Here is a 13,543-nt window from a genome sequence, read left to right as displayed (position 1 = left end):
TTCACTTTTTGCTATTAAAGCACGGGGACGGGTTTTATGCAATACGAAGCAAGCGGCTCCGTCCCCCTGCTTCTAGCCTGGGGATTGAGCTGTTGCTTCTTCTTATTGTTTAACTAGGAGCAAGTAAACCTTTCCCTTGGATTCTTTGTTTCAATTTAATGTAATCCATATTGTTCGAGATAATCTTTCTCCAGCTTTCTCAAAATTGTTTTCCTTTAGAGACTCTAAGCTGGATGTGATGTTAGTTACGCATGAAATTCACTGAATTACTGCGTTCATCCTTTTTGCTTCTTACATAATTGCTATTCACTATTTATTTTAATAATTATAATACGATAGGCAACAATAGAATTGAATTTCCCAAAGGAAAGAGGCGAATTGGTGAATGCTGTTAAAGTATAAAAACTTTTTTTCAGTTCTGGGTCAATGGATTATCTTTGGAAGCATAATTGGTATAGTTGTTGGCTCGACAACTTATTCCCTTTTAGAGATAAACGATTATCTAGGAGATGATATACGATTAAAAAGGGATTGGCTTATCTTCCTTCTCCCCTTTGGAGGAATTATCATAGGATACATATATATGAACTACGGAAAAGTATTTTGGAATAATACTTTGAACGACACTGCTGAACTAAATAATTTGGTGATAGACTCAGTTCATGGAAAAAAAGATGTACCGCAGAGAATGGGACCTATCGTTTATTTCGCGACTTTTGTCACAGTCCTCTTTGGAGGTTCAACCGGAAGAGAAGGTGCAGCTGTCCAAATGGGAGGAAGTGTCGCTGCTGCGGTAAACAAATTTTTTAAGGTAAACATATTCGATAAGAAAATTTTTATGATGAGCGGGATAAGTGCTGGTTTTGGTGCTGCATTTGGAGCACCTATAACAGGTGCTGTTTTTGGCATGGAGATGACTGCTTTAGGAAAGCTGAAATTTGAAGCACTTGTTCCTTGTCTTACGGCAAGCTTTGTTGGTCACTATGTAACTACAGCAGTATGGGGACATAAACACGAAGAATTTATAATACAAACCGTACCGGAAATATCTATTAGTACATTTATAATAGTTATTCTTCTATCAGTCATTTTTAGCCTAATTAGTGTTTTATACTGTCAGTTGAGGCATGGGATAAAAAAATTCTCTGAGAAACTTTTCAAAAAAAACCACATGAAAAGAGCCTTTTTTGGAGGTATTGTCATTATAGTATTAACTTTAATCGTTAGTTCACAAGATTACAATGGCCGAGGATTACAGATGTTAGAACAATCTTTTATAGAAGACGTTCCACCCTTTGCTTTCCTGGCCAAGCTACTATTTACAGCAGTAACTCTTGGTACCGGCTTTGTTGGCGGTGAAGCCATACCTTTATTTTTTATTGGAGCAACATTAGGCAATACCTTATACACATTCATCGATTTACCTATGTCATTTCTCGCTGCACTAGGATTAATCGCTGTTTTTTGTGGAGGGGCTAACACCCCTATAGCAGCTTTCCTGCTGGCAATGGAAATGTTTGATGGAAAAGGGTTAGAGTACTTTTTTGTTGCTTGTTTAGTCAGCTATCTATTCTCAGGACATCATGGGCTATGGCCATCTCAAAAAATATATGAACCTAAAAGCAGGTTATATAATACTCTTCACGCAGAAACTATTGAAAACGTTGAAAAAAAGAAAAAACTTTAGAAAATTAGACGTAAAACAGCAATATGCTGCCATTTTATTGTTCTAGTTATATAAAGACACTTCACTAAAGAATAAAGTAAAGGATATCATCCACAATAAACAATAGATATTAAACATTCTATATATAGGAATTTTAATTTTAGCAACATTTGAAAAGAGGGGATCCTATTGGATTTACACTTCATATGGAAGGCTGTTGTCGTCGTGATAGGAGGAGTCCTGATTTTACGGTTAGCTGGAAGAAAATCAATCTCACAGCTTACTGTTGCTCAGACTGTCATGATGATAGCTGTTGGATCATTAATTATTCAACCTGTTGGCGATAGGAACATTTGGATTACAATGTTGATTACATTTTTAATGGTAGCTACACTTCTTTTTATTGAGTATATCGTTTTGAAATCGAATGCGCTTGAAACTTTAATTTATGGGAAAGGACTTTTAGTAGTTGAAAATGGCCAAATTAATGAAAGTAATCTAAAGAAGATGCGATTAACGGTTGATATGCTTGAAGTACGAATGAGACAACAAAACATTCAGCATTTTACTGATTTACAATGGGCTACAATAGAATCGAACGGTCAGTTAGGATATATGTTAAAGTCTGATAAACAATACGCTACTAAAGAGGATATTCAGATGCTGAAATCGCTGATTGAATCAAATCAATCTAATCCTCCAAATGAAACATCAAAAACTAAAACAGGTGTGTCAGATAACATATTTACTGAGGTTAAAAATAGAAAGCATAAAGAAAAACCTAAAGAGAATCTGGATTAACAGTAATACTAAAGGATTCCAACTAAGCATGATGATTTACGTTCTTGATCAAGAAACATTCTTTAGGAGAATTACAGTTCGGCTGCATCTTTCCTCTAGAGACAACCCGGAAAACAGAATCTCTTATTTACCGGTATTGGCTGAGAAAAAGAAAGATGTGGCGAAAAGGGAAGCTAAAATGAAGGAGTCCAAACAGACTGGTGAAAAGGCTGCTATCAGACGCTGGCAAGAGAATTGTAACAATTCGAGAATGGACTGTGATTTGGATAATATGACTGAGTTCGCATTACCTGATGGAACAACAAAAAACGAAAGACGGCATACAGGCTTAAAGGGCTAGGTACAGTTTGGGGGTAAGCGGACTTATTCCTTGATCCAGCAGACGAGACCTTCGGGATATGGGTGGTTAATCAGAGTTAGTTGACGAATGTCTACAGGCAACCGTAACGCCCACCCGATTCCATACTCTTGTTAAAATTAGTGATTATGTTTAATTCTATATCCTTTTCTGGGCATAACTCAAACAGTGAATTTATCAGTTCTGTGTCAATACCTAGACTAGGCAGGTCTTTCTGGAAACTTTTAAAGGCAACACGTGAACTTCCTCCCAAGTACTACTTCTTAGATTGAGCGTTGCCACACAGTAAACGAAATAACAAACCTTTATATTTCAAATCGGCTAGACCGGCAATCACAAGTACAATCATGACCGGCAGCAACAGTCTTTTTTTCCTGTGAAATTCATTTAACCCAGCTCCTTTACTATAAGTTTATTAATTACAAAACAGCTTCCGTTGGTAACTAATTATCACACCAGTCTTTTTGTTACTATTATTTTTGAACTATCTATCCATGGCGTTCTATTTATTTAAAGTCAATGGAAGAAAACCTGAACAATAATGATGAAAACAGTTTAAACAAGCCAAAATATACAAGTTTCCTATACTAAACTTGATATTTTGACTTGTTCCTTTTATATCTTCCACCGTACTCACGGTTCCTTGTACGGCACATTTAAGTTCAACGCTGCCGTTTCTCCTATTACCTCGCTTGTACGATAGCGTCAATTATTCCGTAATCTTTCGCTTCTTCAGCATTTAAGAAATAATCACGGTCTGTATCGACTGCAACCTTTTCAACCGGTTGGCCAGTTCGTTCTGCTATTAATTGATTCAATTGTTTACGCAGCTTTATAATCCTTTTAGCTGATATATCAATATCTGTTGCTTGACCTCGTGCACCACCAAGTGGCTGGTGAAGCATAATCTCACTATTTGGGAGTGCAAATCGTTTACCCTTTGTTCCGGCGAGTAAAAGCATTGCAGCGAATGAGGCCGACATTCCTGTACAGATCGTGCTTATATCTGGTTTAATGTATTGCATCGTATCAAAGATTGCAAACCCTGCAGAAGTTGAACCACCTGGGCTATTGATGTAAAGAGAGATATCCTTATCAGCATCATTAGCCGCTAAAAACAATAGTTGTGCTACAACACTGTTTGCCATGTGATCGTTAATTTCATCACTTACCATGATAATTCGATCCTTCAACAACCTGGAGTATATATCGTACGATCGTTCACCGTGACTTGATTGTTCAATTACATATGGGATTGCAGTCATCCCTATTCCTCCTTTGTATACAGCCTAAGCTGCCATCGAGAGGGAGCCTGAAGGAGGAGAGAATTGATAAAGTTTCAGCTTCGGTTGAGTTTCCATTGGGAATAAAATTGGTATAAGCCTGATCACACCAGTAGGATCATTCAACCGGATCGCCTGGATTATTGCCGGGGTCAATACTTCTATATTCTCCTCGGACCAATAATCCCTGACAGAATGTATTTCTTCATCTAATAACTGCCTTGTAAGCCTTTTTCTTGCTCGGTTTAAAACTGCTTTCACAGCTGTTTCAGTCATATCGAACATCTCGGCAATCTCCATAATTTGATACCGAAACACATCTTTTAACGCAACTATAACCGATTGCTTTGGTGTTAGCTTAGAAATCAACTCTTCTACCAAGTCCATCATGTCATCCTTATACTCATTTGTTTCATCAGTTTCTTCAAACGTAAACCCGATTATTTCTCGATTACGTTTTTGGAGTAAATCCATCCACAAATTAAATGCCATCTTTTTTAACAATGCAGCATTCAAATCTTTATGTTGTCCGTAGTGGTTTATCGCTTTGAATAACGTTTCCTGGACAAGATCCTCAGCATCCCATTTGTTTTTGGTCAAATAATGGCAATAAGGAATAAGTTTCGAATAAAGATCTTTCAGCTCAGAAGAATTAACTTTTTCAGTTTGTACTTCTATGCCAGGCCTGGCGTACATTTTACTCACTCCTTTAGCTCCTCTCTTTACTTATTTAACGATTTTAGAAGGAAAAAAGATACGGGAGTTATATATTTTTTATATAACACTAACATTTATACCTCATAAATAAGGGAAAAATGATTATATTCTCTGATTTTTTCTAACATGAGTAAGTCTCTTTCAAAGTCTAAGTTACACTTATGTAAATAAGAAAGCCTTATGCTTTGTTATCTACAAAAAAACACGTAATCCCCTTAACTGAATTAGGACTACGCTTTTGTCTTGTTGAACTTTTATTAACTTGACTAGTATTCCATATCCCATTTCGGGTATTTTAATACGTGACAAGTATTTCTTTGTGTAGACATTCCCATTATTAACACTACCAGCTATTTTTTAAATTTGTTATTCTAAAAAAAATAATGACCACTACTTCGATAAATTTCATAGCCTGGATGAGCATTAATGTCATCCCATGTATTACTCAATGCCCAGGGAGCCAATAAATCATCATCGTCAAGGTGGTATATATATTATTCATATTTACATTGAGAAAATCCAAATTTAAGTTTCTTTCCAAGTAATGAAAACCTTTCTATTGCATCATTTCAAATTTGTATGTACTAATTCGACACTGCTCTTTAAATCCCATTCGTTGATAAAGTTTCTCACCTTGTTTAGAAGATTGTAAAATTCCATAATGATAACTATTCTTTTTAGCCTCTAGTAACGAATATAGTGTGATTTCTTTTCCATAACCTCTCCTGCTAAACTCACTAAGTGTTCCAACATTATATATTCCAGCAACGCCTGCTGTATAATAAACTGATGAGATACAAACTGGTTTCCCACTTTCATATCCTATATAACTTTCTAATTGTGAATCTTGATTAATCCCTTTACTTAATACTGTCTTTAAAAAACCATCTCCCACTACCTTTGGAACTCCATAGATTTCTGTAAATAGGGTTGCTAACGTGTTTGCCTGTTCTTTATTTTCAACTTTTCTAACTTCTAAAGTTTGCGAAGAGGGGGCTTCTCCCTTAATAGTATCAAGACCAATCGCCATTGCCGAATAACTTCTAGAATACTGGAATCCATATGCCCTTAATACTGCTTCTATATTAACAGGTCTATTGGTTGGCCAAATTTCCCAGAACATAGGAACTCCTTTTTTATGATAAATGTTTGCCAGTTCTTTATATTTTATTTCAAAATCTTCTAAGCTGAGGTCTGTTCGAATTACTCGATTTACGACCTCTATCGGTATATCACTATATAATCCCTCAACCTCTTCTTGTTTCAAATAGTAAACTCCAGAACTATATATACTCGTTATCTGAAAGAAATCAATCAAGTTTCTCTGGTTAGCTATTATAAGTTCCACTTCAGTAGCTTCCTTTAAAATAGTGGGCATGATAAACCTCCTATCAATCTGTTCACATTTTTATATCATTATAAAAACAGCATGCGTGTGAGTTGAAAATAGAATTGTACCTTCTCTTTTAGTTATTCCTGATAAGTCATAAAAATGTTGCCTCCTATAACTTTATCTTCTACCTAATTTAAAAAGCTACTAAGATCCTTATACTTTCATTTCTGTAATGATTAACCAAACTCCTTTATATTTCTGAAAGTTCCGCACGTAATGCTGTTCGGCTTAGAGACAAGGTATCGTAATTAATTACATGGCGTAAAAACATGCCTATCACCATGCAAATCACAAATAACGAAAATAATTATCAGAATTTTACTTGAACTATTTTTAAACTCGTGTATACTATATCAAAAAGATACATATCATAATGATAGGTGGTTTACATGACAAAACATAATCATACAACATACGCCATATTGGGGCTGCTGACGATTGGATGCCATTCAGGCTACGCCATTAAGCAAATGATCGACCAGAGTCTAAATCATTTTTGGAAGGTCAGCTATGGGCAGATTTATCCAACGTTGAAGAAGCTTGTTGCGGATGGATTGGCGACCGTTCAGGAATCCTCACAGGAGGGCACACCAGATAAGAAGGATTATTTTATTACCGCAAAAGGAAAGACGGCATTACTGGAGTGGCTGCAAAGCCCTGTAGGTGATGTACCAGTTGAGAAAAATGACGTATTGCTCAAGGTTTTTTTCAGCCGTCATCAACCTCATGACAAAACCATTGCCCATCTTAAAACATACAGACAAAAACTGCAGGAGCGCTACCAGACGTACGAAGCGATTGCAGAAATGATCACATCAAGTTTACACAACGAAGAAGATGCACCATATTGGCTGTTTACCCTGAATTATGGAAGACGGATGACAGCTGCTGCGATTGACTGGTGCAGCGATACCGTCCGTGAAATAAACGATTGGGAGGAATAACTATGGGAAAAACCATTTATGAAGGCCGGTATACGACGGAAAATGACCGGGGTCTTGTTGTGTTTCTGATTGGCATACGGATTAACAAGCGACTTGCCATCCGGAAATGGCTCCCGGTGTTTACCGCGATGCCGGGGATGATTAGGGAACTGTATGAAAACCAGGAGGAGCTTGGATTTCTGTCGATGGAAAATTACTTCGGACTCCGCACAACGGTGATGATCACATACTGGCGGTCGGAAGATGATCTGCTTGCCTACTCAAAGGGGCAGAAGCATTTGACAGCGTGGAAGAATTTTAACCGGAAAATCGGCGATTCCGATGCGGTTGGGATTTATCATGAAACATATGTCGTGCCAGAGGGAAGGTATGAGGCGATTTATGGGAACATGCCGGTTTATGGGCTGGCTAAGGCTGCTGGGCACATGCCGGTTACTCGTGAAATTAGGACTGCGAAGAAACGGCTGAAAACTGAAACGAATTAATCACACCTATTACATGCCAGTCGTTTAAGAACCATGGGGAAGTTATACTGCTTCCACTCCCAAAAAGGAAGCACGAGACCAACCGTCCCCGTGCTTCTTCTACACACACCAAACCAGATGAAATTACATTCTTACGTCCAAGGCCATTTTCAAATATTCAATGAACAGACTGGATTGCTGTTCCAGCTGTACATCTTTTTCCGCCAGGATTGCGTCATCAAGGGCGAGACCATCGATGAAAGTAATGATTGACCGCGAAAGCAGTTCACTGTCAAAACGATCACTAAATTCTCCAGAGTTCTGCCCAGCTTTAATAACATCCGCATAAACACGAACCCCTAAGTTATACCGCTTCCTGCCATATTCTCGTCTTCGCTCATCATTTCTTCCAGTGATGAAAAATTCCAGTTTACTTGGCGCGAGTGGATCCATTTCGGCATCAGGCTTGCCGTCATCCCCAAACAGCAGCTGCATGAGAAGTTTCCAATGCGATTCAGTCATGCTCAACAATTCCGCTGTGTTCTCGGCTTCATTACGAAGTCCTTCTTCAATGATAGCCTCGAATAAGTCTTCCTTATTGGAAAAATACTGATAGAGTCCGCCCCGGCTGACACCAGCTGCATCCATGACGTGCTTCATCGTCGTGTGTTCATAACCATGTTCGATAAAAACATCCCTTGCAGCGCTCATAATATTAGCCCGTCGTTGCCGGAGATGCTCCTCGCTCACTCGTGGAGCCATGTGAATCCCCCCGTTCTACTTTCCTTCTTGTAAAATACCCAATCAACGACACAAGAACCAGCAAGCCTGCCGTAATTGTGAAAGTTGGAATAACCCCAATAACGGTTGACATCCATCCACCAAGCAACGGTCCAATAATCGTTGCCGTTGTCATAACACTGTTGATAACCCCGAAGACTCGCCCCGTCATCTGAACAGGGGTATCGACTTGAACAGTTGCCTGGAATGGCACAAAAATAAGACTGGCTGAAAACCCTCCAGCAAATCCGAGGACTGGTGCCCAGATTACTGAGTAGTTAAGATCGTAATTAGTTAGTACACCCATCATACCAAAACTCAATCCAATTCCACAAACACCCATCACCATGAGTGGGTATGCCTGATAATCGGTTTTTTTAGCAAGCAGGTAGCCAGCAAAGAACATACCAAGACCGGATCCTGTAACCAGATAACCGAATAAATCAGGTGAAGCATTCGTTAACTCCCGAATTAAAACAATCAACTGCGAGTCGGCCAATTGAAGAATTAAAAGACTAACCCCCATAATCAGTAATCCGATTATCATAAAACGGCTTGATTTGATAAAAGAAAGTCCCTCGACGAACTCCTCTTTGAATGATCCTTGTTCCTTTTCATCTTCCTCTACGGTCTCTACTTTTATTACATTAGGTATAAAAAGTAACAATAAAGCTGAGACAAAGAACGTTGCTGAGTCGATAATAAATACCTGCTGAGCACCAAATGCCACAACGAGAACCCCACTAAGGAGTGGCCCAATAATTTTTGTCGATGAATCAATCATTGACGTGATGGACATAGCAGCCTTCATATCACCTTCCCCAACAACCTCCTTCAACTTGCCATTTTTAGCTGGAATGAACACAGCCGAGAACGTTCCAATTGCAAACAGCGTGGCATATACCATCCAGAGCGAACTTGCGATGGTAAGAATAAGAATCAACCCAGCCCGGGTGACATCAGAGATAATCATAATTGTTTTTCGACTGAAGCGATCGGCAACAATTCCCGCTACCGGCCCAAGTAAAGCCATTGGTACAGCCAAACATAGAATAACCAACGAAACCTCCATAGGTGATGCATTCCACTTCAGCCCAACAAGCGTAAATATCGCCACTATACTCAGCCAGTCACCAATACTCGAAATTGCCTGCGCACTCATTAACGTCATGTACCCCTTATTCTTCACCAAACTTTTCATACCGATCTCCCTCTTCCTTAAAACGACATTATTGTCGTTATTGGTTAATACTTATTATATCGACACGAATGTCATTTTGCAACTGTTTTTTTGCCTATTTTGAGAAGAGTTTTTAAAACCTGCTTAAATAAGTAAAAAGCCTCCTGCTTTGTTAGGCAGAAGGCATGGTAATTTCATTTCGTAATAAAGTTAGTGTGATTGGAAATTGCCGTTGGAAAAGTTTATGAAAAGGAAAGTGGACAGTTTTAAACACCTTATTTACTTGTGATACTGTTCAGCATAGTTATTTAAGAGGCAAAAACGAGCATTGGGAGTTAGTTAGCAATGCCTTTTTTAAAGTTAAATTTAACCAAATAAAACTTTAAATAATCGTTCCTTTATTTAATGCATTTTGGTTTTGACAGATAATTGTGGCAGCATACAATTTTGATACTTGACAGTTTTAAACTTATTAATTTATATATTATAAAAAATATTTATATATCCTAGATTTAAGGTTTCCATTTTTATCGAAGTTTCTATCAAACATTTTTCCAATCCTGTGTCTTGTTAGACTTTTCACTTTACTAAATATTATTCTATCATCGCTAGCAAAATCTAGTTCGACCTTTGTAAGAACAGTGGGTAATAACTTTTTATATTCTTTGTTTTTTAAAGCTTGTTTCAATAGAATCCCTTTGACATATAACACGTACATTCTTGTTAAAACAAAAATCACTCGGTCACTATTTACGGAATAATTAATACATTTATAATAATCTAGCGTTATAAAATCCTTTACAAATTGTTTAAAAGGAATTATATCTCCCTTTCTAGTAACTATATTAGTAACTATTAAAGGTGGTGCGCAAAATGTCGTGCTCATGCTAAAAAGAACATTATAATTAGTAAAATAATATATTACTTTTTGAACTAATCCTCCTCCTTTTGAGTGTCCAATCAAAGAGAGGTTATCAACTACAATATATTCTTCAGTTCTGAAAGGGAAACTTTTATCTTGTTCCTCAATAAAAGCTTGAATATTAAAATTACTGGTCATAAATGGACTTTGCTGAAGTACCAAGTGAACAAAGTTTATAGCATGAAAAATTTGCCGATTATCTTTTTTGTTGGAAAGAAATAATGGGTTTAGATTTTCCGCCATATCCCTCCAAAACTGTGGTTGAAAAATGGAGAAGTTTGTACCTCGAAAAGCAATAACATATTTATTCATTGTAACGTTACGAAATAAAAACGCATCCAGATATTCATTGTGAAATGGTTGAGTCACTTCACCTTGGTGAAAAATCCCTTGTAATGTTAGAATTAGTTCCCATTGATCTCGCTTGCGTTTGGGAGATATAAGAGTTTCTAAATCTGGCATTTCTTCTAAAGGCAATACGTGAGTAGGGTTATTAACCTTTTCATGCCCATACAAATCAATATACATCTTTGTTAAGTCTTTATAGGATAACTCACTTAATAATCTTAAATCATACTCTGAAAAACTCATCTAATGTTCCTCTCTTCAACATAACTTCCTGTTTAAATTTATTACAGTATGACACCTTTCCACGTACTAAAATCTATAAGATTAATAAATAGTGCCTGTCACCGCACGTTTAATCTTATTAGTCAATCTATATGTTGTTTATATTTTCTAGATGGCTTTTTATTTCATTTATTGTGCGTTCACAAAATACACCTTTAACTATCCCATATCGCATTATACAATTATCATCCATACATATATCTAAAGCGTTATTTGTATTATTATCATAGTGATCATTAGCTCCAATTAGATGAGCTACTTCATGCCAGATGTTTTTTTCTTGTGTGCAACTTATAACCGCAATATAATCAGTGGCATCTCCCCACTGGTTTTTTGTAGGTAATTCTTCACCAATAATGGCAAAAACTTCACCCTTACTATTATTTAACGTTAAGCTTAAATCAAAGTTATGTATTAAACACTCACTTACATTTAATCTATCAATAATCTTTTTTACTTCTTCAAAATAGAATTGATTATTGTAGTCAATAGAAAATTCATCTATATTTTGTTGGTTTAGATATTCAGTAAAATCACGCATATATTTTTCAATAGTTTCATTTGAAGTCACGTTTGAGTAGTTAAGAACATGAATGTTTGTACTCATTTTTCAGTAGTCTCTCCTAAGATAATAAGTGTCTAACATTTTAATATCAATTTATCCATTTCTGCCTTCTCATTTCCGTTAATAAAAGGGTCAGTCCCTCCAAGCTGGGCTAATTCTTTATGCAATTCCCCCACGATAGTACTCAATTCCGGTACCTATTAAAACTACTCCAGATGTAGGTGACTCATAACTCATTTGAGCTCATCTCATTTAAATAGTGATTTTGCATAATAGTATTCTATTGTTATCCTCAATATACCGGTGTTAATGGTTTTTCGTCCTTCAATACACGCAGGATGTTCTTTGCTGTAAGAATTGCCATCTCATCCCTTGTTTCAATTGTTGCATTACCAATATGCGGAGTCATTACAACGTTCTTTAGTGTCTTTAAGCTTGCCGTGATTTCTGGTTCAAATTCAAACACATCCAGTGCTGCACCAGCAATCTCTTCCTTTTCCAACGCTTCAACAAGGTCTGCTTCCTTCACTACAGGTCCTCTTGACAAGTTAAGAAAAAAAGCGTCTTTTTTCATGCGGACAAAAGTATCTTGATTAAACATGTGATGTGTATCTTCATTATAGGAAGTGTGCACAGTTATTACATCACAAGTTTGTATCAGTTCATCAAATGCAAGATATGTTGCATCCATCTCTTTTTCTAATTCAGCATCTTTTTGTGTTCTGCTTGTATAATAGATATTCATGCCAAAAGCTTTAGCTCGCTTTGCTACTGCCTGACCAATTTCACCAAACCCTACAATTCCCAAATTCTTATCGGTTAGCTCTCTTCCCAAAAAGAAAAGTGGTGCCCATCCGTTGAAACCCTCTGTCCGGCAAAGCTGATCTCCTTCAGGAATACGTCTTGTAACAGCTGTCATTAAACCCAGTGTTAACTCTGCAGTTGCCTCAGTAGAAACTTCAGGTGTATTAGTTACTTGAATGTTTTTTTCCTTGGCAGCTTCTACATCAATATTATCAAAGCCGGCTCCAAAGTTTGCAATGATTTTTAAATTGGGAGCAGCGTTTATCACTTCTCTTGGCACCTTCGTTGAAAGAGGACAAAGCAAGGCGTCTGCTTCACGGAGACCCTCTAGTAATTCTTCCTCCTCGATCAGTCTGTCTTCTTTAAATACATCCAATTGATGATCGGCGAGGAATTCATAACCGACATTCGGAATTTCTCCGGAAATAAATATGTTTGCCATTTTTAATCAAGTCCTTTCGATTATTCATCTGTACTATATTTAATAATTAAATTAAATTAACTTTCCCAGATTTATACGGTTGTCCAGATCAATAGACGCTTTCACTTTTTCATTTAACGTCATTATTTCTTCGTCAATTTCCATAATTTTATCCATTAAAATAACACCAATAATCAGTTCGCTGAGCACCAACAACACCTGTACCGGCATAAAATTATTTTTAGTCCACTCTAACCCTATTCTTGGCAATATATTATCGAATAATTCTCCTTTAATAGTTGAAATACCTTGTTAAATTAACGCGCCTTTAGTTGAAAACAGTTCTAATTGAAATTTAATGAAATTAGTGCAACAAGTATAACATTTATAATTTAAAATACGCATGGCTTTCAACTTTAATCAACCAGAAGGGTCGTGGCAATCATATGTCATTTACTGGTACATTTCTTGTCATTCATTGGTAAAAAAGTATGTCAACGTTGGTACATTTGCTTGATAGTAATCACGAGCACCTTCGCGAAGCATAGGGACGGTTCTACCGCTTCCACGCCTCAAAAGAAAAGCATGAGAACCGTCCCTGTGCTTCTTCTGCCT

The 13,543-nt window shown here is 37.0% G+C and carries 14 protein-coding genes; 5 read left to right on the top strand and 9 right to left on the bottom strand.

The genetic code is table 11. The features are described from left to right. Positions 1-385 precede the first annotated feature (385 nt). From ACTWQM_RS13020 to ACTWQM_RS13010, 3 genes are all read left to right on the top strand, one after another. Positions 386-1,687, top strand: a complete 1,302-nt coding sequence (locus tag ACTWQM_RS13020; RefSeq protein ID WP_443258593.1) for a voltage-gated chloride channel family protein — start codon at positions 386-388, stop codon at positions 1,685-1,687. Positions 1,688-1,855: 168 nt separating this feature from the next. Continuing rightward, on the top strand, positions 1,856-2,467 hold the full coding sequence (locus ACTWQM_RS13015; RefSeq protein ID WP_443258592.1) for a DUF421 domain-containing protein: 612 nt from the start codon (positions 1,856-1,858) through the stop codon (positions 2,465-2,467). A 28-nt stretch (positions 2,468-2,495) separates the two neighbouring features. Continuing rightward, positions 2,496-2,807, top strand: a complete 312-nt coding sequence (locus ACTWQM_RS13010) for a hypothetical protein (RefSeq protein ID WP_443258591.1) — start codon at positions 2,496-2,498, stop codon at positions 2,805-2,807. 701 nt (positions 2,808-3,508) lie between these two features. Here ACTWQM_RS13010 and clpP read toward each other — a convergent pair. From clpP to ACTWQM_RS12995, 3 genes are all read right to left on the bottom strand, one after another. After that, positions 3,509-4,090, bottom strand: coding sequence for an ATP-dependent Clp endopeptidase proteolytic subunit ClpP (gene clpP / locus ACTWQM_RS13005; protein ID WP_443258590.1), 582 nt, complete (start codon positions 4,088-4,090; stop codon positions 3,509-3,511). A gap of 24 nt (positions 4,091-4,114) precedes the next feature. After that, on the bottom strand, positions 4,115-4,804 hold the full coding sequence (locus tag ACTWQM_RS13000) for a sigma-70 family RNA polymerase sigma factor (protein ID WP_443258662.1): 690 nt from the start codon (positions 4,802-4,804) through the stop codon (positions 4,115-4,117). A gap of 577 nt (positions 4,805-5,381) precedes the next feature. After that, complete coding sequence (locus ACTWQM_RS12995; protein ID WP_443258589.1) at positions 5,382-6,203, bottom strand: GNAT family N-acetyltransferase; 822 nt, start codon at positions 6,201-6,203, stop codon at positions 5,382-5,384. A gap of 404 nt (positions 6,204-6,607) precedes the next feature. On the opposite strand from ACTWQM_RS12995, the gene ACTWQM_RS12990 reads away from it, so the two are divergent. Both ACTWQM_RS12990 and ACTWQM_RS12985 read left to right on the top strand, forming a co-directional pair. Further along, complete coding sequence (locus ACTWQM_RS12990; RefSeq protein ID WP_443258588.1) at positions 6,608-7,162, top strand: PadR family transcriptional regulator; 555 nt, start codon at positions 6,608-6,610, stop codon at positions 7,160-7,162. A 2-nt stretch (positions 7,163-7,164) separates the two neighbouring features. Next, positions 7,165-7,647, top strand: coding sequence for a DUF4188 domain-containing protein (locus tag ACTWQM_RS12985; protein ID WP_443258661.1), 483 nt, complete (start codon positions 7,165-7,167; stop codon positions 7,645-7,647). Between the two features lie 123 nt (positions 7,648-7,770). On the opposite strand, the gene ACTWQM_RS12980 is transcribed toward ACTWQM_RS12985, so the two are convergent. From ACTWQM_RS12980 to ACTWQM_RS12955, 6 genes are all read right to left on the bottom strand, one after another. Next, positions 7,771-8,388 carry a TetR/AcrR family transcriptional regulator gene (locus ACTWQM_RS12980; protein WP_443258587.1) on the bottom strand — a complete coding sequence of 206 codons (618 nt, stop codon included), beginning with the start codon at positions 8,386-8,388 and terminating at the stop codon, positions 7,771-7,773. After that, the gene (locus ACTWQM_RS12975) at positions 8,342-9,607 is read right to left on the bottom strand and encodes an MFS transporter (RefSeq protein WP_443258586.1); all 1,266 of its coding nucleotides are present in this window, start codon (positions 9,605-9,607) and stop codon (positions 8,342-8,344) included. Before ACTWQM_RS12975 ends, ACTWQM_RS12980 begins: the two co-directional genes overlap by 47 nt. Before the next feature lie 463 nt (positions 9,608-10,070). Further along, positions 10,071-11,099 (bottom strand): hypothetical protein, encoded by a 1,029-nt coding sequence (locus ACTWQM_RS12970; protein WP_443258585.1) that lies wholly within the window; start codon positions 11,097-11,099, stop codon positions 10,071-10,073. Positions 11,100-11,226: 127 nt separating this feature from the next. After that, positions 11,227-11,745 carry a hypothetical protein gene (locus tag ACTWQM_RS12965; protein WP_443258584.1) on the bottom strand — a complete coding sequence of 173 codons (519 nt, stop codon included), beginning with the start codon at positions 11,743-11,745 and terminating at the stop codon, positions 11,227-11,229. 250 nt (positions 11,746-11,995) lie between these two features. Next, the gene (locus ACTWQM_RS12960; RefSeq protein ID WP_443258583.1) at positions 11,996-12,949 is read right to left on the bottom strand and encodes an NAD(P)-dependent oxidoreductase; all 954 of its coding nucleotides are present in this window, start codon (positions 12,947-12,949) and stop codon (positions 11,996-11,998) included. Between the two features lie 51 nt (positions 12,950-13,000). Further along, positions 13,001-13,159, bottom strand: coding sequence for a hypothetical protein (locus tag ACTWQM_RS12955; RefSeq protein WP_443258582.1), 159 nt, complete (start codon positions 13,157-13,159; stop codon positions 13,001-13,003). Positions 13,160-13,543 lie beyond the last annotated feature (384 nt).

Origin of the sequence: Virgibacillus sp. L01, from assembly GCF_052246775.1 — a bacterium.
In the GTDB taxonomy this organism is placed as follows: Bacteria; Bacillota; Bacilli; order Bacillales; family Amphibacillaceae; genus Lentibacillus.
This window is presented reverse-complemented; position numbering and strand designations above follow the sequence as displayed.